The organism is Clostridium sp. TF11-13AC (genome assembly GCF_003481065.1).
Classification (GTDB): domain Bacteria; phylum Bacillota; class Clostridia; order Lachnospirales; family Lachnospiraceae; genus Otoolea; species Otoolea fessa.
This window is the reverse complement of sequence record NZ_QUKJ01000002.1, coordinates 569,266-590,985: the sequence shown is the minus strand read 5'-3', so window position 1 is coordinate 590,985 and position 21,720 is coordinate 569,266. Positions and strand designations below refer to the sequence as shown.

The following is a 21,720-nucleotide window of genomic DNA, read 5'->3' as shown; positions in this document are numbered from 1 at the left end:
CTCTTTTTGATATCTTATATGATATTATTTTGCGTTATTTGACATAATTTCTCACTTCCGCGTCCGATACAGCATCTCCAAATCATTTTCCAGATACACCGACGCTGCCAGATTCGGATCGTAGCTGACACACTCGCCTTTATCCGGGCAGAGCGGCAGGATGACCGCTTCAGACAAGCGGCTTAAGGTCAGGTTTCTCGCAAACAGCGCCCGGTACTCGGATTCGAGCACCAGAAGAATGTTGCGCGCGTTGCGGATGCAGCACGCGGAGAACTCAAACGCGGCTTCCGGCGTACTTCCCTGTACCGGCGGTGCGGCATACGGCAGGATCATATTGATCGACGGCGTCAGTCCCGCCACCTTCACGGTATCGCGGCGCACCGTATCGCCTCCGATGAACGGGTACAGTGTGGACTCAACAAACCAGTTCCGCAGATTCGGAATATAATAAATACTGTCTACCGGCACGCCCTTCGTCGCCATCGTGTCGCGTCCGTAGCCTGAAATCATACCTAACACCAATTTTTTGATTTCCACGCCCTCTTCGCGCAGCATCGGTTCCAATGCCTCGAAACGTCCGCCGTGATGCAGCAGATCATCCACCAGAATCACCGGGCGGTCAAAGGACTTGATAGCCTTGATCTGGCTTCGCAGCGGCGAATAGTACGGGAATGCTTCGATCGACTTCTCTTTCAGCTCCGGATCGTACACTTTATCTGTATGCAGCGTCTTCGTCACCGTATTCGGAATAACTTTTCCACGCAGGATCTTGCCGAAGGGCACGCACATCGCCCCGCCGAGGCGTCTCGACGTCACTGGGTCACGCGGCACACCATTTAACGCCGTGATCCGTTCCACCAGACGATGGTAAATCACGCTCGCAGACATCGAAAGAACCAGCTGTCCCGGATAGAAGCGCGTCATCGCCATCTGCAATTCCCGATGCGCCTTGTAGATCGCATCCAGAACGCGCGGATTGCTGGAAAATGGTTCTTTTAACGTTGTTTCCAGATTCTGCACTAATACAAGCGGCGCATGCATATCGACCAGATAGAGCGGCGCGTCTTCCGGGGATTCCGGCGCCTTCACAAAGCCCTGGCGGACCACCGCCGACAGCACGCGCTCCGGGCAGTAACCGTCTGCCGGGAAGAAAAGTGCATAGCCGCATTTATACTCAAAGGACCGTGCGATCGCCTCGGTTAAAAGCAGCTGTTCCGCGTCGTAGATCATCGGATCGCGCTCGACATAGATACCCGAAATCAGAAGAATCTCACCGTAGGTATGGCGGCGCACCTGATCTGCCAGACTGACCTGTCCCAGGACGGCAAACAGCTCATCCGGCGCCAGATAGCGAAGCCGTGCCACGCCGACCAGCCGGTTTTCCTGCACGGTATTCCTAAGAAGCAGCAGCCGGTCGCCCGACTCCTTCATCGAATTTAACAGGTCCTCCCGATCTTCTTCGTCCCGCAGAACGAAATTCGAAATTTCCGCCAGAAGCATTTCATCCGGCATCTCCACCTCCTCATAGGAGATCGCACGCGCGCGGATATATGGTTTATATTCCGGCTCCCGCAGATACAGACCATTGTAATAGATATATTCCTGCACAGACGGGTCAATCAGATTCGAAATATCGCGGTTCAGATCGATATTTTCACGGATTCTCGTCGAACTGATGTCCTCCAGATGCTCCGGAAGCTCCAGCTCCACAACCTTGCCGCTGATCTGATCCATCATCTGACGGTTGTATTTATTGTCCGCCTTGACATCACCCACGCGGCGGAACGCGATGTGGTTCATCGAATGAATCGAATTTTTGACCGGTTTCTTCTTATAAGAAGAGGCATTGGCAATGACATCGCTGCCGACCACGATATACAGCTCTTTTCCGGAAAACACCTCTCTCAGGCGTTTCAGATCCGCCGGATTGGCGATATTGACCGGAATATCATCCGGGAACAGGTTCACATGGAACTCATCCGCCACCGACATGCTCACGATCTGACGGCGGATCAGATGCGGCTGCGCCTTTTTCGACCAGGAAAATTCATCGACCGCCAGAAATACCTCATAGCCGAGGTCGCGGATCTCGCGGACAATCTCTTTGTGCGACAGCGTAAACGGATCAAATGTGCCCGGGAAGAATGCCACCTGGTTCCGCTCTTTGATCTCTAAATTGCCCTCGGTCATATGGTACTGCGTGATGAACCGGTAAATATTAGAAAGGGACGCCGCACGATAAAATGCCGTCAGCTCATTTCCCTTATTTTCATTGAATAAGAACAGCATCTTGCGGAAGGACAGGGCGAACAGCTCTTTTTTCTCCCGGCACTCCATCCAGGATGAGCCGAAGACGGTCTGCCCCAGCACCAGCATCGCCTCCTGGCGCACCGACTCGCGATAATTCGCCAGACCGCTGAGCAGGATGCCAAGCAGACGTCCGCGCCGTTCCTCGCATACCTCTTTTTCCTCCGCAAAGCGCTCTGGGTAGCACGAATACCGTTCCAGCAGCACGCCGACCGTATCAAGCGCAACCGAGACTATCTGGTCGTTTGCATTTGCCATCATGCCATGCAGGTAGGAAACGATCTCCTCCAGCTGTTCCGGCGGCAGCCACAGCGCCGCCTGCCCCAGATACTGCGGAATATATTTGGAAAATTCGTACTCACCGACTTCCAGCCCCTTCATCAGCTCGACCACGATCTCATTTCTCTGATCCGGTGTCAGAAGCCCGATGATGCGAAGCAGGGCGGTTCCGGCATCATGGCGCACGATCACGTGCTCGCTGACTTTTACAAGGTTTGAGAGATGCGCTGCGATATGCAGCATATGTTCCTGTTTGCCATGGGCGATCTGATTGACGAGCAGCTTGATATTGGCCGACTTGATGACCCACGGCGTCGCTGTTTTGAGGTTATCCAGGAAAATATCAGAGACAACATCGCGGTCATACAAAAGTTCCTGTTCTCTCGCCGTGTCCTCTCCGAGGTTACTTAACACGCGGTATTTGAGGAAGGTCATCGTGATATTGTCCTCAACCTGCGCCGCCCTCACGCACACGCCGATCTCGGCACAGCACGGATGATCCGGCTGGTACGCCGTCAGAAGCTTGAACGCGCGCCACGATGCGATCCGCACATCCGGTTCCCCGCTCTGCGACTCAATCAGGGCAAATTTTGCGATTTTCCCCAGTTCCTCTTCGCTCAGTTTATCAAACGGCATGAAATGCACCGTATCCAGCAGGGAAAATGCCTCGCCCGGATCCAGCTCCTCCGCCCGGTCATACCAAACCAGAAATGCCTCCAGAAATTCCCGCAGATCACCCGGCGTCGCATGATCAACCACCGATGCCAGCACATTTTTCAGGTGATAACGGATGCGCCTTTTCTGCTGCAGCATCAGCTTATGATCCGGTCGGATGATCATTTCCAGATATTGCTTCCAGATCTCCATCACGCGCTCCTCGGCAATATCCGGCATGCCCGCCGGGCGCTCCTTGCGGTAACCGGCGTTGAACTGCGCGATCACGTGTCCGATCAGCCTCGCCGCCTGCGCGCGGATGTCGCCCTCACGGTGCATCAGAAGCTCATATAAAAAGCCCAGCGTCTGCTCTTTCTGTTTGTCGTTTGTGTATGTAAAATATTCACGGAAAATGTTTAAGTACGCGCGGACACTCTTCCAATCCTTCTCGCTGCGCGCCGCCTCGAGGAGATTGCCAAACTGGCGTTCCGCCCCCATCTGATGCATAACGCGGATATTATGCTCGATACCCATGAAAACGAGGGACTGCACCGTCTGCTCTGCATTCCGAAGGGAAATATCCGGCAGCACCTCCGGCTTTTTCGGGTGTCCATTCAAATCCACATCCACACCGAGAGACCGCATATAATCCTCAAAATCATGCAGTTTGGAATAAACAAAGCGGTAACGGTTTAATTTGACCTCGTCCACGTTGTCGAGTTTCGAGAGGATGACGTTGAACGCCTCATCCAGATTGGAAATGTAGGTAATCTCACGCCCGTCGTCGCCGCGGCTCTGTTTTACACGGAAATCGGCATAGATCAGCACCAGGGATTCAACCGACAGGTTTTCCGGTTCCAGATCCCAGGTCGAATGGTTCGCCGCGATATGACCGATATATTCCATCGAATGGTTGTTAAACCACTGGTTTGTATAATAGTAATGAAGATACGGAACCCGCTCATTCGGCTTGCAGCCGAATTTGCCGAGATCATGTCCCGCAGCCGCGCCCGAGGTCAGCGTCAGATCGATCGGAACTCCCGCCGCATAAAGCCCGCGTGCCACCGTCATCGCGACATAATGCACACCCGCGATGTGTTCCAGCGTCCGAAACGGCGTCACCTCCGCATTGAGGCGCATCATCTCATAGATGTATTCCTGTGCGAAAAACTTCTTGAAACGGCTGTATTCTGCCGCGCACTCAAAGCTTGAAGCTTCCTCATCACCCAAAAATGCAAAGTCCTCCATCGGTTTGTACGGAAGCACCGCCCGCTCGCGGTCAAACACGAACTGAAGCACTGCCAGATAGAACTCCGCACCGGCGGAAAAAGCAGCATTTTTCTTCTTAAACTCCGCATCCGGGTAGAGAATATGGCACACATACTGGTAGGTAAACTTCATCCAGCCCTCTTCCGGCTCATGCCCTAAAAGGCTTAACGGTTCCTCGCAGATTTCGTAAACCGCCCTGCAGGAAATCCGTTTTTTAATCGGGAAAATATGGGCAAACTGTTCCTCCCAGTGATCCTTGTTCATGAGCATCATGACATTTTTCCGGCTCAGCCCCGACCGGTCTAAAAAGTCTTTTTCACAAAGGCGCTCGGTCAGTTCCGCAGCCGCCTGACGTACCTCTTTTTTACTCATCCACATCCCTCACATTCTCTGGATCTCTCAGATGCTTCTTTGCTGTGCAAAAACCATCTGAGTCATTGCAAATATTCTTTTCATATCAAATTTTATAATACTTGAATTATACCACCAGGTGGGGAAGTGCGCCATACAAAATAACGGATAATTCATCGCCATACGGCACAGTAAAACCACAAAAGACGCCTGCAAAAATGCAGATAGCTCATCTACCTTCCATTTCTGCAAACGTCTTTGTTTTTACAAGTCAATCGTTTTATGGCTGCTCTTTCCGAATCTCCGGAATCTCAACTCCCAGCTGTTTCGCCATCGCATCCGCGATCACCTGATGATCGTCCCAGTGTTCCATGCCGGATACCATCACATAGGCAAAAGGACGGCTTCCATCTCTCATGAAAACCGGAATGCAGCCGCCGCACACGAAGAAGTTCTCCTCGCGCACTTTCCAAGATGCTTCCAGTTCTCCGGCTCTCGATGCCGTCAGCGCCCGCAGCGAGCTCATCCCCGTGAGCCGCGATGCTGCCAGCTTGTTGGTCATCCACCAGTCTGCTTCCAGCGTCGCGCCCTCCATCTTGTAGGCAAAGACGGTCGTCTCGTCCTCCACGATGCGGACAGCGACCGAACCGTGATATTTTTTCTCCGTGACCTCTGCAATCAAAAGCCCCAGCTCAAGCGCCTGTTTCCGGGTAAATGTGTCGTAGCAAAGTACGGATTCCTGCTGTTTCAGAATCTCATTCCACTGTTCTTCGGTGTAGAAATTCTTCATGTGTTCCCCCTCCTGTGTCGGTTTGTTTTCCCCTTGTGAATCAGATTATGATCCCCCAGGGTTCATTATATCATACGTATTCTCACCCGTCCACTCACGAACCCGCGCTATCGCGCTCTACCGCCCTGCTTCGCATGGCTGTTCGTTCGTTAATGGCGCAAGAAAAGAATATGTCTGCTTCGCAGCCGCATTCTTTTCTCCTGCGCTCATTATATTTTTTCATGAATACAGCTGTAAACACATTGGAATTTCATTTTGACTCGGCTTCATAAGGTATTTAGATAGAAGCCGCAATCAATCAAACTTCGACCTAAATGTTCTTTTTACTGTCTGTCTTTCCCATCCCACACACCATTTTCATCTACATAGTAGCCGTCCGGTGTCAGACGTCCGACATACAGGATGCCTTTTCTTCCGTCTGAGGTCGGGTGGAAATAGTGCCATTTGCCGTCAATCAGGACCCAGCCGGTCTGCATGCCGTGTTCCGGATCGAGGTAGAACCAGCCGCCATAGTCTTCGTCGCGCATCCAGCCGGTCTTGATATAGCCGCTTTCATCGAACGCCCACCAGTTGCCGTTTACCTGCTCCCATGCATATGCAATGCCATTTGTACCGCGTTTTTCTGCCTTCGGGTAGCTGCTGTCTGCGAAGCGCAGCCACCATCCATGTTCATCCTGCATCCAGTGACTCTTTCCGTCATTGGCCGTACTGTTGGCAGTTCCCGTGAGAATACCTATGCTGCTGTTGATTCTTCCCTTCACCGGATCCTGCCTGGTCGCTCCGCTGCCGGAAGACTTGTCACGTCCGGAGGAAGCGCTCTGGCTGCCTGATTGGTCTGGCTTGTCGGAGTCTTCTGGCTTGTCGGAGTTATCTGGCTTATCCTCTGCCGGTGGAGCTGCCTTACTGATTTCAAATGTAAGGGATGCCGGAGCTGGTGTGTTGTATCTGGATTCCCACGTATCAAATTCACCAAAATCAAACTCGGCTTTGATTGTGTGGGTGCCTACAAATGATTCTCCCGGCTTCATCCACTTAAGTACAGCGGTTCCATCTTCCCCTACCGAAACTATATCTGCATCCGGATTTTCATTATCATAGAAATGAACATAACCCTGCAGCTTGTCCTGGTAAACGCCCTGCACTCTGGCAATGATATCAAAATTCTCTTCCTCTGTTCCCAGAATTTCTTTCGAAAGCTGCACTCCGGTCGTCCGGTTCACAGCCGTTAACGTAAGGGTGAGTGTTTCTTTATGAATGTTTATAGTTCTCTTTACAGGTGTAGTTGTACCAAGATAATTTCTTCCCGCTGCCATGGTGATGCTTACATCTGCAGAACCGGTACCTTTAATGGTCACCTGTCCCTGTGCGTCCACGGTGAGAACATTTTCATCCAAGCTTGTATAGTTCAGAGCTCCATCTCCCACTACATTCACACCTGTCAAGGAAAAGCTGTCGTCTCCATAGGTTTTTTCTCCGGTCCATGCTTGCGGATCGATCGAAACCGAACCCTGTATCTGATGGATCGTTCCGGTCTGGGCTGGATATATGATACGGTAATTCTGCAGATTCACTGCACTCTCGCCTGTCTCAACCTTTGCCTCTGAGGAATCAATGGTTACCGTCTTACCGGTTCCGGCATTGGCATCTTCAAAGTTTCCTTTCAGACCGCGGATGGTATAGATTGGGCCCGGAGTTCCTATCGCTACCGTCGCCGCTAATGCGATGTCGGTATTTCCGTCATAAGGCTTTTCAATAGGTGTCGTAACAACTGCGGTCAACTCTTTCGGAGATATCTCCGGAATCACACTTCTTTTCAAACTATTTCCATACTGCCCTTCCGACGCTCCATCCGGTATAAATTCTGCCTGATATGCAGTGGTTCCCGTTACCTCCGGATAAATGGAGGAAGCGGACTTTCCGCTCTGATCCGCACTGAACTTCCATGTTCCTAAAACCGGTGATCTATTATAATTAACAACCTGAAATCCTTCTGCCAGCCGTACCGGAATCTCTGAAAGTGCCTGTCCATAGGTTCCATTCGCTTCAAAGGATACGTCGCCAGCGGGACCTTTGAACTGTAAGATATCCGGCGTTGTCACAGATAAGCGATCAGCCGACTTCGATGCAAAACTGTTGTCTGTTGCTTTCACGCGAAGGGTTATATAATAGGTGTTAGCCGGCTTCGGTGACGTAAACGTCTTCTCCGTCCGCCATTGAAGCTCACCAGACTCAGATTCAGCAATTCCATACTCATACTTGGCATCAGTCGGCTCGACAATTTTGATAGAGTTGCTGGTTTTCGTTACCTTTGTTATCTTATCCGGTTTTGCCGGTCTTACCGGAATCGTTATTGCGGCTGCTTCACCTGCTGTGGAACCTGCGGCTGCCTTTCGCACATACAGGGTAATCTCTCTCGCATTCTCCGGCTGATTGTCCAGAATTTTCGTCAGAGAAGCTTCGCCTCCTGCCCGGATCTTCGTCCAAGTTGCAGAATTCTCGGATTCCGCATATTCGAGCTCATACAGAGCCGTATTTTTCAGGACTTCCCTTTGATAATCAATAGAAGTCTGTTCACGCTCCAATACATTCTCATCTTTACCTGCCTCAACCTTTCCGGTAAATTCCACACCGCCAAAGGAGGCTTTCACTGCCTCCGAAGCCGGAAGGTACATATAGAGCTTTCCGCTGGAATCTGTCCGGACATCCTGAAAGCCGTAGGAGCTTTCTTCAATACTTGCATCTCCAACCAGTGTATTATTATCATAGATACCGGTCAGATCCGCTGTGGTGTAATAAACCGGGGTACCGTTCCCATCTTTTATTGTATTATTCTTCTGCCACGTTTTGCCTACCTGCTCCCAGCCATAAATGATCGGTCGCGGTATATATCCATCCGCCTCCTTCAAACAGATCGTTCCACCCGTAATCGTCACATCAGTTTGTACCTGTGTATTACTACTTTCTCCCATCCCAATATGTGCTACTTTCCTATACCCTGTCGTTTTTTTATCCAGACATATGGTACCACCGTCAATCAGCACCTTCGACGAACTATCCAAACCACTTCCGATGAAGGCTCCCCGTTCAGAATAAGCTGTAATCATTCCGCCATGAATCTCAATCTCTGCAGTTATCGCCGGTTTACTACGGGCATATCCAATACCACTTCCAATTCCGGCACCGTTCTCCGAGCTTGCATTCACCGTTCCGCCTTCTATCACGATTTTACCGGTTCTTTCCTGGCTATCAGCACTTCCTGTTCCGATTCCGGCACCCCAACTACCTTTTGCAGTTACAACTCCTCCGCTAATCCGTATTTCTTCTACACTTTTTCCTGCCGAAGCACCGATGGCAGCTCCCCTAGGATTGTAATCCGTCATTTTTGCAATTACAGTTCCCCCCTTGATGTGAATGATTCCTGTATCCTGTCCTACATTTCCTCCAATTGCTGCACCCGTCTTGCTTACCTTTGTGTTATTGAGCACCTCTATGGAGCCCTGCTGTTCCGGTTCACTGTCAATCGTAAGCTTCGCACCTTTTGCCACGCTGATGCCGGCAGGTGAAGATGAAGATTTCCCTGATTTATTAATCAAAATCTTGTTTTCCCCTTCCAGATAGGTAGTCACATGGGACGCTCCGTTTATCTGAATCGGTGCGATAGCCTCTGCCGGTGTAATCGTAAGGTTCCTTAATACGAGCTTTAATTCCTCGGAAGCTGGGGTATTCACAGAGAGATGATAATTCTCTACTTTCCCAGATGAAGTGATCCGATAGCATTTATCATAGGACTGGTCTATTAGCCTTGCTGTAACCACCTTGCCGGAATCATCTGTTTTAGAATATGAAATTGCCAACTGACCATTTTCCTCGGAAAAAGATATATTTCCAAGGGACAGATCCAGCTCTCCCTCCAACGCCTCTGCATCATTTAATATGATGATATCCGTTCCTGCATCCTCTGCCTTTACCGTTCCGCTGTCTATAGTAAATCTTCCACCGGAGCTGCCTAATTCTCTGATGCCTGTATTTATCAAAAACCGGTAATTTCCCGCCGGAAGATATGCCAGAGCATATGCATGATTGCCTGCTGCTTCATCAATTGTCAGCTTCCCGTCAAAGGCAAACTGGCCTTTGTCCTGCGTTAAATCCACCGAAGCTTCTGAAGCAGCTCCAGCCAGCCGTTCGGCTGTCAGGGATACATTCTCTGCCGCCTGCACCTTTGATGAGTAGAAGTGGAACCGGACAGGATACAGGGATTCTCCGATGGTAAGGGAAAGATTCGTTTCCTTCTCTGACTTCATCGAGAGGGATCCGGTTACTGTAAAGCTATTCGTATTTTCTCCTTCTTCCTGTACCTGAACCGATACCGGAATCTCTCCGGACAGAGGCGTATACCAGCTGACTTTACCAGTCTTTATCTGATAACCGGAAGCTTTTTGAGATAAATAGGTTACTACATCCGGTGCAGCGCTGCCTTCACTTGCTTCTTCCCCGATTTGAACCGTCAGTGTATAATTCTTATCGTCCCTCAAACGGCCATCATGGATGGTCAGATCCATTGCCTTCTGGTAAGCGGCTTTTCCCAGCGTGACGGAGATGGTTTCATCCTTTCCTTTGTTTAGAACAACGCTTCCCTCCATCGTCTTAACTGTCCCGCCACCGGAAGGCTCCAGCGCTACAACCATCTGCATATTTCCGGAATAGCCCATCCACTGGGTTATATCCGGTATCGTTCCCCTGAATCCTGAGACGGTCATCTGAGTGCTTTTTTCATAAACCGGATTTTTTCTCTCTGTATCATTTTTCCAATACAGGGCTATGTCAGCCTGATAGGTTTCATTTTGTAGCTGGTTATCATAAGCGGTGATCTGGAATGTTTTTTTCCCGTAGGTACATTCTTCTCCTCGGGGCGCAATCTTGCTTTCAAGCGGCAGCTCCAGCTGCACCTCCTCGGAAATAGTGACACTGCCGCCTTCCATTCCATTTCCATCAAGAGGCCATAACTCTCCATAACCAATATTTCCACCCGTTACCTTCACAGATCCACTTAATATCTGGATATCGCCACAGGATAATTTTAAATCAGTCACTCCATTCCATCCGCTGCCGATGGCAGCTCCCAGATATTCTGATTTTTCATTCTTATAAAAAGATACGGCTATATTGGGAGCTTCGTCTTTCCTCCCGCCGATCACGATCGTGTCTACACTTCCACCCATTCCGCCTCCGATTCCAGCTCCTGTCTGCCTTCCTCCTTTTGCGGTTATCGTTCCACCCAGTATTTTAATGGTTCCGCCGATTCCATAGCGACCGGTTCCGATTCCGGCTCCTCCATGATAATCCCTCGAATAGGAAACCCAATAAGCTCCACCTTCAGCTTCGATAGTTCCGCCCTTGATTATAATCGTTCCTGTCCTACAGTTATTATCTGCACCTTCGTCACTTGCTGTTCCTTTTCCTCCGATACCGGCGGCCCCATAGGCACCTCCCACTGCCTTCAGGCTTCCGGTACTATTCTCCGTAATAACCAGTGTTGCTCCTTTTCCCACCTCAATTCCGGCTCCTTCATCCAGTCCCACAAGTGTATTGGTTCCTTCTAAGGTCAGATTCAGCTGGGCATTGCCTTTCAGGTAAATACCTGCCAGATTCCATCCACTGGCCCCTTCAGATTGGATCGTTACATCTTTAATCGTCAAATCGACCGTAACATTATCAATTGTGATACCGCCCTTGATGTATTGAGGATTATCCGGTCGGGTACTCGGGCAATAGTTGCCGGTTATGGTTTTTCCGTTAAACTCATCTTTTTTATCACTATTAATGAGTAGCGGCTCATTATTCAGATTATACTCCCCGCCTGCCAGAGTCATCAGCTGCATCTCTCCTACGAGAACGCAGATTTCCGGAAGCTCTGCCTCCTCTCCCAGTGAATATTTCTCCGGCAGAACCGGTGTGTAGACATAGGCACAGCCGTTGTAGTCCTGATTTGCCTCCTCATAGCCCGCCCAGGTCTTCGTCGAAGTCTCGACCGGCTCGCCGTTTTCGTCAAATTCATCGAAATAGTCTTTTTCGGAAATGCCGCCGTGAAACTCCGGAAGGTCACTCTGCTCTTCGTCCAGTTTCCAGGTTATGCCGGAAATCTGCCAGACTGCCGTTTCCGCATCTGTATCTTTCTCTGTGCCCTTATCCACTGCTTTCACCAGATGCACGTTCTGGCTGTCTTCCGCCAGCGTTTCATCCTCCTCTTCCACCTCAACCTCCAGTGTATCCGGAAGGATGATATCGCTTTCTTTGGCACCCAGAGGGAGCTTCTGCACCGCAACTGCCTCATCTAACTCCGAAAATCCGATGATTGCCGGACCTTTTTCTTCCGGAAGCACCGTCACCTCGATGCTTGGCAAAAAGCCGGTATCCAGTTCATAGCGGCTGCTTTTCAATTCCGCATCAAACACATAGATACCCGGCGTTTCTCCGTCGTATGTATCTTTCTCACTGAAGGTCTCATCCAGAACCCAGCGGACCTTTACTTCCTTCCAGTTTTTATCGGTTTTCGTCCCCTCCGCATCGGATGGGGATGCTTTCTGCTCAGTGTCATCCACCCCCCCTATTTCCGATTTTTCTGTAACATCTGCCTCAGATGGGGAGGCTTTCCGAACTATACCATCTGTTTCAGATGAAGAAAGCGTCTGAGACTTTTTTTCTGTTTCCACTTTACCGTCTCCGCTTTGAAGCTCCGACGGCGTAGCAATCTTTTCCGCACCATCTTTATCTTCTGCACCGTCTTCTTTATCCGATGCTTCTTCTGCCAAAACCCGCACCTTCAGCTTGTCCGGCAGCTCCAGATCCTTATATTTCGTTCCATACGGAACCTCCTGATGCAGGATTTCATCAGAAAGCTCCTTCACTTCCTCGATATACTGCACCGAACTGCCTGCCAGCACCTGCGGGTGCCAGTCACAGGTATTCCATATCATCACCGCCGCCAGCGCCGCTGCCAGGGCACGCTTATATTTCTTTTTCATGCTGTTTTCCTCCATTTATTCTGAGCGAATTTTTCTATTTCAGTCTGTTTCCCACTTGAACAAAATACTCTTTCTTCCGATCCAGCAGGCTTTCGCTGCACGCCGCCAGAAGTTCTTCTAATTCTTCTTTTTTCGTCGGAAATACCCCGAATGCAGTCACATGAAGCCGCCAGGATTCAAGGGCATTGTCCCGGTCGGAAAGCCAGATTAAGGACGCCGCCGGGTTATTTTCCCGGATTTTTTCTACGATTTCCACTCCCTGTCTGCCTTGCACGGACGCCAGCATAATGAGGTAGGGATTCCCCTTTACAAAGTGCAGATATGCGTCCAGATCGCTGATATACGTGTGAATCATCGGCCATCTGCGGTTTTCAGTCAATATTTCACGCAGCATCTTTTCCAGTCCTTCAATGTCGGTCGGTTTTTCTCCATATATCACTACCCGTACCATATCCCACCTGCCTTTTTTGATTTTTCTGTAACAATATTTCATTTACATTTCAAGTCATAACTTTTATACTATAAGCATACCAAATGAGCGATTTAATGAAAACCACATCGACGCAAACGGTCAAACCTCGACCTAAATGGTCACGGTTTTGAATAAAGGAGGCGATTGCGCTTTGATGCATTTTGCGATTGTTGAGGACTTGAAGATAGATCAGAATCATCTGATTCATTTGATACAGGAGAACTTGGAGAAGCACGGGGAAACGGTGTACTTTGACTGCTACGAGAGCGGCGAGGCATTTCTGAAAGCCTTCCGTCCAAGGCTTTTTAATGCGGTTTTTATGGATATTATGCTGGACCGGGACGGGCGCAATGGCATTGACACGGCGCTGGAGCTTCGCAAGAGCGCGCAACGTCTCCCGATCGTTTTCACCACATCGGAACGCGATTATTCGCTGCAGGGCTACCGTGCCCATCCCCTTGATTATCTCTTAAAACCGGTTGAGGAAAAGGCGCTTGCCTGGTGTCTCGATGAGATCCGGACATTTCTCGCCGCGCCTGCCTACATCGAAATTCAGGCGGCGCTCGGACGGGGACAGGCATCCACGCAACGGATTCTGCTTGATGATTTTCTGTATGCGGAGACACAGAACCACCGGCTGATCATCCACACCAGTTCCGGTGACACCGCCACACGGATTTCTTTTTCGGAGCTGATGGCACTGCTCCCGAAGGGCAGACGTTTTTACATGAGCGGACGCGGGCTGCTTATCAATTTTTCACAGGTTGCCTCGGTGGACGAGGACGGTTCTGTCCATCTGAAAAACGGCAGCTTCTTTTTCTGCAGCCGCCGGAAGAAAAAAGAGACAAAAGAAGCATTTGCAACCTACTTATTTGACACATTGCGGAAGGGAGGTACTCTATGAACTGGTCTGTGTTTGGCAAGGCATTTCTCTGTGAAACAGTCTATTCCATTCCTTTTTTTATTTTATCGATTCTGCCATTTAAAAAGCAGCTGCGATTTCCGATCAAAATCCTGATTCTGTTCATTTTTATCGGTCAGCTGCTCCAGTCCTCCCTGTATACCTACCTGATCAGCCACGGTAAACCGACCCGGGTCACCGACACGGTATTTGCCTTCGTTTCCCTGGCAATCTATTTTTTATGTGTGAAGGCTAATTTCTGGAAACTTCTGTTTCTGGGCAACTTCATCCTGAATTATTTTGTCACAGTCCGGGGCATCTGTTTCTTTCTGGAAAGCCGTCTGTTCTACGACCCCAGCATTACCTATTATTCACTCCGCGATCAAAGCCTGCTGCTCATCTCGATTCTTCTGCTTCTGACGCTCCCCCTCGGGCTCAAATTTATGAAAAATGCCACGGAACGCGTTTTTCAGGTAGACAGCTCCGCATTCTGGCAGAAAGTCTGGTTTATTCCATTTTCATGCACCCTGATTATCTGCGCTTATAACTTTGATTTAAACATTGATACCGTCCGCAAGTTCCGTTTTATCCTCACGCGCCTCTGGCTCTTTGCTATGACGATTCTCATCTACTATGTCCTTTTGGAAGCGCTCAATGCAGTCCGCCAGCAGGCGCAGCTGGAAGAACGCGCGGCACAGCAGGACACCCTCCTGGCGATGCAGTACACACAGTATCAGCAGCTTTCCCGCCACATCGAAGAGGTGCGGGAGGCGCGCCACGACCTGCGCCAGCACTTAAATCTCATCGAGCATTACCTGCAAAGCGGGAAAACGGAGGATCTGAATACCTACATCGAACAATACCGTATGACGCTTCCGCCGGACACTGCGCGGACCTGGTGTGAAAATTATGCGGTCAACACGATTATCAGCTATTACGGCGAGGAGGCGCGCAAGGCGTCAGTCGATTTTTCGGTCCGCATCCAGCTTCCGCCCTCTCTCCCGCTGGGTGAGCCACAGCTCTGCTCGATCTTCGGCAATCTTCTGGAAAATGCCCTCGACGCCTGTCGGGAATGTACAGACAGCGCGCCGTTTATCCGCATCTGCGCCCAGGAGGATGCCGGTCACATCGTGATCGCCGTTGACAACACCTGCTGCCATCCGCCGATCGAGGAAAATGGGCGGTTCCGCTCGACCAAACATGACGGCTTCGACACGGGAACCGCCTCCATCCGTTCGATCGCTGAGCGGTACCAGGGTCTGGTGGATTTCCGGTATGAGGACGGGATCTTTTACGCATCGGTAATGTTAAACTTTGATGCTAAACCTTCATGCGCCTGGCAGTCAGGTGTGCCCCACAATGAAAGCTCTGGCAGGCGCATTTGGCATCCCTGAATCCATGCCGCCTAATCGGCGGCAGAATTTTCATAGTAAAATTTCTCACGGAAATCTTTGAAAAAAGATTGACTTTCATCGCGTCAGGACGCATAATATAAATAATAATCATTATCAATATTATTTAGAAGGATTGGAGTGTCGCTTATGAAAACCTTAAAATACAGCCGTCAGCGCGAATCGATCAAAGCCTGCCTGATGAGCCGGAAGGATCATCCGACCGCCGACGCCCTTTACACCAGCATCCGGGAACAGTTTCCGAATATCAGCCTTGGAACCGTTTACCGCAATTTAAACCTGTTAGTTGAGCTGGGCGAGATCCGGAAGCTGTCCTGCGGCGACGGCACGGATCATTTCGATTATGATACATCCCCACATTACCACTACGTCTGCCGCCAGTGCGGACGGGTCATGGATATTCCGATGGAAGCAACCAAGGAGCTGGAGACAGCCGCCAAAGAATTTGTGCCGGGAACGATCGATGACCATACCGTGTTTTTCTATGGGATATGCGATGAGTGTCTGAAAGGGGAAAAACACTAATATAGAAGCGGCTGATTTTGTATCGGAACAGACGGGACCAAATGAGCCGCTTCCCGATTTCTGCCATGCGCTGACCGGGTATGAATACATCACCAGCGAAAAAGTTCTGAGAATATCCAGGTTATCGATAAAAATGAAAAAAATAAGAATTATTTCTATTTTTTTATTGACAAACACAGGAATCTATGATATCTTAATATCAGTAATCATTACTGATTTCATTTAAGCCAAATAAACGATTTCGTTTTAAAAGCTCCTATGAAACAGAATGGTTGCAAGCAACTTTACTATCTATTTATTGTTTCTATAAAACACGAAATTAAAAATTTATTTTAGAAAAGGAGAATTGACTATGAAGAAATTTGTCTGTACAGTATGTGGTTACGTATACGAGGGTGAGGCTGCTCCGGAGAAATGTCCAGTATGCGGCGCTCCGGCTTCCAAGTTCAAAGAGCAGTCCGGCGAGATGACATGGGCAGCTGAGCACGTAGTTGGTGTGGCACAGGGTGTCAGCGAGGATATTCTCGAAGATTTAAGAGCTAACTATGAAGGCGAGTGCAGAGAAGTTGGTATGTACCTGGCGATGGCACGTGTAGCTCACAGAGAGGGCTATCCGGAAATCGGTCTGTACTGGGAGAAGGCAGCTTACGAAGAGGCTGAGCACGCTGCTAAGTTTGCAGAGCTTCTGGGTGAGGTTGTAACTGATTCCACCAAGAAGAACCTGGAGATGCGTGTAGAGGCTGAGCACGGCGCAACCGAAGGCAAATTTGACCTTGCAAAACGTGCGAAAGCTGCTAACCTGGATGCAATCCATGACACCGTTCATGAGATGGCTCGTGACGAGGCTAGACATGGCAAGGCATTTGAGGGTCTGTTAAAGAGATACTTCAACTAATCTGAGTGAATGAATGGACAGCGCATTACGGCGCTGGTGAATAAAAGAGAACTGATCAGGGCGTGTGAAAATGGGAAATTCCTTTTTCACACGCCCTGTTTATTTTATGCAGATTTGTTTTATGTCTCTGTTCAAAAAGACGCCAAAATCTTATCTACCGTCTCCTTCTCCATCTTCCCAATCGGAATCATCTCCGCCGGTACGTCCTCATACGGCAGCAGCGCTTTCTCATACCAGGTAACATCATGCCATTTTCCGCTCTTATAGCCGGTATTCCTGCACACGCCCATCGTCCGGAAGCCGCATCCATTATGCATCGCATCGCTCTTCAGATTCGGACTCGTCACCAGACTGTAGACGGTGTGGATGCCCTGCGCCTTTAAAAGTTCCAGAAGCACCAGAAGCATCCGTTTGCCGATGCCCTTCGACGTCACCCGACTGTCCAAATACTCAGAAAGCTCTGCATTCCAGCGGTACGCCGCGCGCTCAAGCTGCTTATGCCCATATGCATAGCCAATGATTCTGCCCGTTTCATCCTCGCAGACAATCCACGGATATTCTGTCGTGATCGCCCGGATGCGCCCCTCAAATTCCTCCAGGGACGGCAGCTCCGTCTCAAACGTGATCGGCGTGTCCATATATTGTGCATAAATTTCCAATATCGCAGGTGCATCGGCGATAGCAGCCAGACGCAGGCGGCAGGATGTATGATCCATAAACTGGTTCCTCCCTATCATTTTCGGTCATTTTTCCTTTACAGGCAACTATATATGAATCTTCCCGTTTCGTCAACTATTCGCAACCGGATTCATGCCTGCCCGTGAACCCCTCAATCCACCAGCTCATTCTGATGCCTCGACAAATGCTCATACGGCAGAATCAGCCGCCCCCGGTACAGCCCGCAGCCGTCATTGACCAGGTCATTGTTGATCGCCGAAAACATATTGACATCGAGCTCAGCCAACTTGAGCGACACCAGGCGCTGGCAGCGCTCGTATGCCTCGTCAAAATAAACGCACGCGCCCTCCGGAATCTCATCCCGTCTGGCCCGCTCGCCCTCCTGGCGCTTTTCGTAGCTTAAATGATTGGCCACGCCGATCTCCGCGATATCGTCCATGTGCTTTGTGCGAAGCTGTACCTCCACATAGCTTCTGGAACAATTATCGTAAAACGTAATATGCAGAGACTGGTAATCATCCGAACTATTTCCGCAGACATAATCACGGTAGTACGGCCTTGCCTCCTCATCCATCAACGGGGAGGTACTCTCTTTCACCCCGTAAGCCGGTTCCGCCGTAAACCCGCGTTCCTCCAGAAATCCCGGAAGTTCATTCGCTATCTGGTAGAGGTACCGGATATCCGCATCCTGCTGCGATTCCCCCGGTTTCAGGTAACACTTCGGCAGTGAAATCACGATCCGGTACGCGATCAGGTCGCGGAAACAGCTCAATCTCTGCTTCAAATCGGAGATCGACGGAAATGCCTTATGTTCTGTATAACAGTCATAAATATATTCGACGATATATCCGTTAAATTTCGCCTCCGAGCGGATCAGCGACTTGATTCTTCCCTTAAAGTTAAATGCCAGAAGCGGATATTCCTTTGCCATATGAATATAAAATTCCCGGATCTTCTGTGACTGGGTCGTCAGGAAATCATTGTGTTCCAAAAGCTCCCGGATCTGAATCAGAAAATTTGCATGTATCAGGTCTATCTCATTGTTTGTCTGTTTTGCCTCCGCTTTCAAATCCCGGCTGTAATTCTTTAAAATCTTAAACATCGTATCGCCGGAATACAGATAATCGTTTAAGGTCACCATGGTCCTCACCTCCCTGCTTCAGCAAAAAAGGGACGGTGCGTAGGATAACAATGCCCCAGATGCACCAGCCCCCTTATTTATAAAATAGAGCTATTTATTTTCCGTAAACCTTCTTGATCCGCTCCATTGCCTCTTTTGTATTCGCAGTCGTACCAAATGCAGTCAGACGGAAGAATCCTTCTCCATTCTTACCAAATCCGCTGCCCGGTGTGCCGACCACATTTGCCTTGGCAAGCAGATCGTCGAAAAACTCCCAGGATTTCATGCCGTTCGGGCACTGCATCCAGATGTACGGTGAATTTTCGCCGCCGATGTGCCAGATGCCAAGCTCTTTTAAGGTCTCGGTCATGATCTTCGCATTGGTGCGGTATACGTCCAGGTGCTCGCGGCACTGTGCCATTCCCTCCGGTGAAAGAGCTGCCTCTGCGGCGCGCTGTACCGGGTAGGAAACGCCGTTAAACTTGGTTGTCTGGCGGCGCAGCCACATCTTGCGGATGGAAGAACCACCGCGCTCTAATTCAGAGGGAACCACGGTATAGCCACAGCGGGTTCCGGTAAAGCTTGCCAACTTCGAAAGGGAGCAGAACTCGATCGCGCAGGTCTTGGCGCCCTCAATCTCAAAAATACTTCTCGGAAGCGCCGGATCTGCTACGAAGGACTCATACGCCGCATCAAATAAAAGAATCGCATCCTGCTCGTTCGCATAGTCAACCCACTCTTTTAACTGCTCACGGTTGTACACACCGCCAGTCGGGTTGTTCGGGGAGCAGAGATAAATAATATCCGCTTTCTGTCCCTTCGGAGGCATCGGAAGAAAGCCATTTTCCACATTGGCATCCATAAATACGATCTTTCTGCCTGCCATCACGTTCGTATCCATGTAAACCGGGTATACCGGATCCGGGATCAGGACCGTGTTGTCCGCATCAAAGAGATCGAGGATATTTCCGACATCACTCTTCGCGCCGTCGCTGATGAATATATCCTCCGCCGCCACCTCAACCTGGAAGGACGCATAATACTTCTGAACTGCTACGCGCAGAAAATCATATCCCTGCTCCGGACCATATCCATGGAACGTAGCCGCCTTGCCCTGCTCCATAGCTGCTTTTGCAAATGCGTCAGCTGCTTTCTGGCAGATCGGAAGGGTTACGTCACCGATACCCATTTTGATTACTTTTGCCTCTGGATGGGCTTTGGTGTATTCATCTACTTTTTTAGCAATGGTAGAAAACAGATAGCTTTCTTCCAGATTTTTATAGTTTTCGTTGATCTTCATACTTTATTTTCTCCATATTTTAAGAATTTTTTTCCTTTACCTCCAGAGCCGCTTTCACAAACTCCCGGAAGATCGGATGTGCGCGGTTCGGGCGGCTCTTGAACTCCGGATGGTACTGAACTCCCAGATAGAACGGATGTCCCGGAATCTCCATCGCCTCTACCAGCGTACCGTCCGGAGACTGTCCGGAAAAGATAGCGCCATGCTCCATATAAACTTCCCGGAACTTGTTGTTAAATTCATAACGATGGCGATGTCTCTCTTCGATCAGACCTTTTCCATAGGCTTTCATCATCAGCGTATCCGGACTGATGCGGCACGGATATGCACCCAGACGCATCGTTCCGCCCATGTCAGCCAGATCCATCTGCTCTTCCATCAGGGCAATGACCGGATGCTTGCTGTCCGGCGCAAACTCGGTTGAGTTCGCATCCTCATAGCCTAACACGCCTCTGGCAAATGCGATCGCCGCGATCTGCATACCAAGGCAGATGCCAAAGTACGGGATATTGTTTCTTCTCGCATAATCCGCTGCCGCAATCATGCCCTCGATGCCTCGGATGCCGAAGCCGCCCGGCACGATGATACCGGTTGAACCGCCCAGGATTTCCGGTGCCGTCTCCGGAGTGATCGTCTCACTATCCACCCAGTTGATCTCCACCTGCGCGCCATTTTCCCATCCGGCATGGTGCAGGGATTCTACGATCGACAGATAGGAGTCGTGCAGTTTGACGTACTTGCCGACCAGGGAAATCTTGACCGTCTTGCGGCTGTTCTTGATGCGGTCCAGCATATGTTTCCACTCCGTCAGATCGCACTCCTGCGGCGCTTTCTCGATGCCCAGCTCGCGAAGCACGATCTTGGCAAGTCCTGCTTCCTCCAGCATGATCGGCGCCTCGTAGAGAACCGGAAGGGTCAGGTTCTCGATGACGCAGTCCTCTTTGACGTTGCAGAACAGTGCGATCTTGCGGAAAATGGACGGATCGTCCACCGGACGGTCACAGCGCGCTACGATGATATCCGGCATGATACCAAAGGACTGCAGCTGTTTAACCGAATGCTGCGTCGGTTTTGATTTATGCTCGCCTGAAGATTCCAGATATGGAATCAGGGTTACATGGATGAAGAGGCAGTTGCTGCGTCCCGCCTCGCAGGACACCTGGCGGATGGCTTCCAGGAACGGCTGTGACTCAATATCGCCGGTTGTTCCGCCGATCTCTGTGATAACGATGTCCGCATCGGTCTTTTCCTGCACGGAATAGATAAATGATTTTATCTCATTTGTGATATGTGGAATTACCTGTACCGTCTCGCCCAGATATTCGCCGCGGCGCTCTTTATTTAACACATTCCAGTAGACCTTACCGGTCGTCAGGTTGGAATACCGGTTTAAATCTTCATCTATAAAACGCTCATAATGTCCCAGATCCAGATCCGTCTCCGCACCGTCGTTTGTTACGAATACTTCGCCGTGCTGATACGGGCTCATGGTTCCTGGATCGACGTTGATATACGGATCCAGCTTCTGCGCTGCTACCTTAAATCCCCGTGCCTTCAAAAGACGGCCCAGAGACGCTGCTGTAATACCTTTCCCCAATCCCGATACAACACCGCCTGTCACAAAAATAAATTTTGCCATCTGCTTTTCCTCCTCTTCCTTTCTTTAAAATATTAATCCACTTTTTCCGTCATATATGATTCTGTCAAATTTTGCCTTCGCAAAAGATTTCAGCCTGCACGGATTC

Annotated in this window: 12 protein-coding genes; 4 read left to right on the top strand and 8 right to left on the bottom strand. The window is 50.0% G+C overall.

Annotated features, from left to right (window positions below):
• Positions 1–51 precede the first annotated feature (51 nt).
• From DXD12_RS07035 to DXD12_RS07020, 4 genes are all read right to left on the bottom strand, one after another.
• On the bottom strand, positions 52–4,881 hold the full coding sequence (locus DXD12_RS07035) for a cytidyltransferase-related domain protein (protein WP_118637973.1): 4,830 nt from the start codon (positions 4,879–4,881) through the stop codon (positions 52–54).
• A 259-nt stretch (positions 4,882–5,140) separates the two neighbouring features.
• Positions 5,141–5,650: a heme-binding protein gene (locus DXD12_RS07030; protein WP_118469480.1), complete on the bottom strand. Its 510-nt coding sequence runs from the start codon at positions 5,648–5,650 to the stop codon at positions 5,141–5,143.
• Between the two features lie 323 nt (positions 5,651–5,973).
• Positions 5,974–12,672, bottom strand: a complete 6,699-nt coding sequence (locus DXD12_RS07025) for a YDG domain-containing protein (protein WP_118637891.1) — start codon at positions 12,670–12,672, stop codon at positions 5,974–5,976.
• 34 nt (positions 12,673–12,706) lie between these two features.
• Entirely contained in the window at positions 12,707–13,123 is a 417-nt protein-coding gene (locus tag DXD12_RS07020; protein WP_118637889.1) for a hypothetical protein, read from the bottom strand.
• Positions 13,124–13,298: 175 nt separating this feature from the next.
• On the opposite strand from DXD12_RS07020, the gene DXD12_RS07015 reads away from it, so the two are divergent.
• The 4 genes from DXD12_RS07015 to DXD12_RS07000 all read left to right on the top strand — a co-directional run bounded on the left by DXD12_RS07015 (position 13,299) and on the right by DXD12_RS07000 (position 16,877).
• Positions 13,299–14,048: a LytTR family DNA-binding domain-containing protein gene (locus DXD12_RS07015; protein WP_182457035.1), complete on the top strand. Its 750-nt coding sequence runs from the start codon at positions 13,299–13,301 to the stop codon at positions 14,046–14,048.
• Complete coding sequence (locus DXD12_RS07010) at positions 14,045–15,439, top strand: sensor histidine kinase (protein WP_118637885.1); 1,395 nt, start codon at positions 14,045–14,047, stop codon at positions 15,437–15,439. The genes DXD12_RS07015 and DXD12_RS07010 overlap by 4 nt, the downstream gene beginning before the upstream one ends.
• 147 nt (positions 15,440–15,586) lie before the next feature.
• Positions 15,587–15,982 carry a transcriptional repressor gene (locus tag DXD12_RS07005; protein ID WP_118293836.1) on the top strand — a complete coding sequence of 132 codons (396 nt, stop codon included), beginning with the start codon at positions 15,587–15,589 and terminating at the stop codon, positions 15,980–15,982.
• A 352-nt stretch (positions 15,983–16,334) separates the two neighbouring features.
• On the top strand, positions 16,335–16,877 hold the full coding sequence (locus DXD12_RS07000) for an NADH peroxidase (RefSeq protein ID WP_107000650.1): 543 nt from the start codon (positions 16,335–16,337) through the stop codon (positions 16,875–16,877).
• Positions 16,878–17,008: 131 nt separating this feature from the next.
• Here the strand turns inward: DXD12_RS07000 and DXD12_RS06995 are convergent, their stop codons facing one another.
• From DXD12_RS06995 to DXD12_RS06980, 4 genes are all read right to left on the bottom strand, one after another.
• Entirely contained in the window at positions 17,009–17,593 is a 585-nt protein-coding gene (locus tag DXD12_RS06995; protein WP_118469132.1) for a GNAT family N-acetyltransferase, read from the bottom strand.
• 113 nt (positions 17,594–17,706) lie between these two features.
• Entirely contained in the window at positions 17,707–18,696 is a 990-nt protein-coding gene (locus DXD12_RS06990) for a guanosine polyphosphate pyrophosphohydrolase (RefSeq protein ID WP_107000652.1), read from the bottom strand.
• A 94-nt stretch (positions 18,697–18,790) separates the two neighbouring features.
• Entirely contained in the window at positions 18,791–19,975 is a 1,185-nt protein-coding gene (locus DXD12_RS06985) for an LL-diaminopimelate aminotransferase (RefSeq protein ID WP_107000653.1), read from the bottom strand.
• Between the two features lie 19 nt (positions 19,976–19,994).
• Positions 19,995–21,614 (bottom strand): CTP synthase, encoded by a 1,620-nt coding sequence (locus DXD12_RS06980; RefSeq protein WP_107000654.1) that lies wholly within the window; start codon positions 21,612–21,614, stop codon positions 19,995–19,997.
• Positions 21,615–21,720 lie beyond the last annotated feature (106 nt).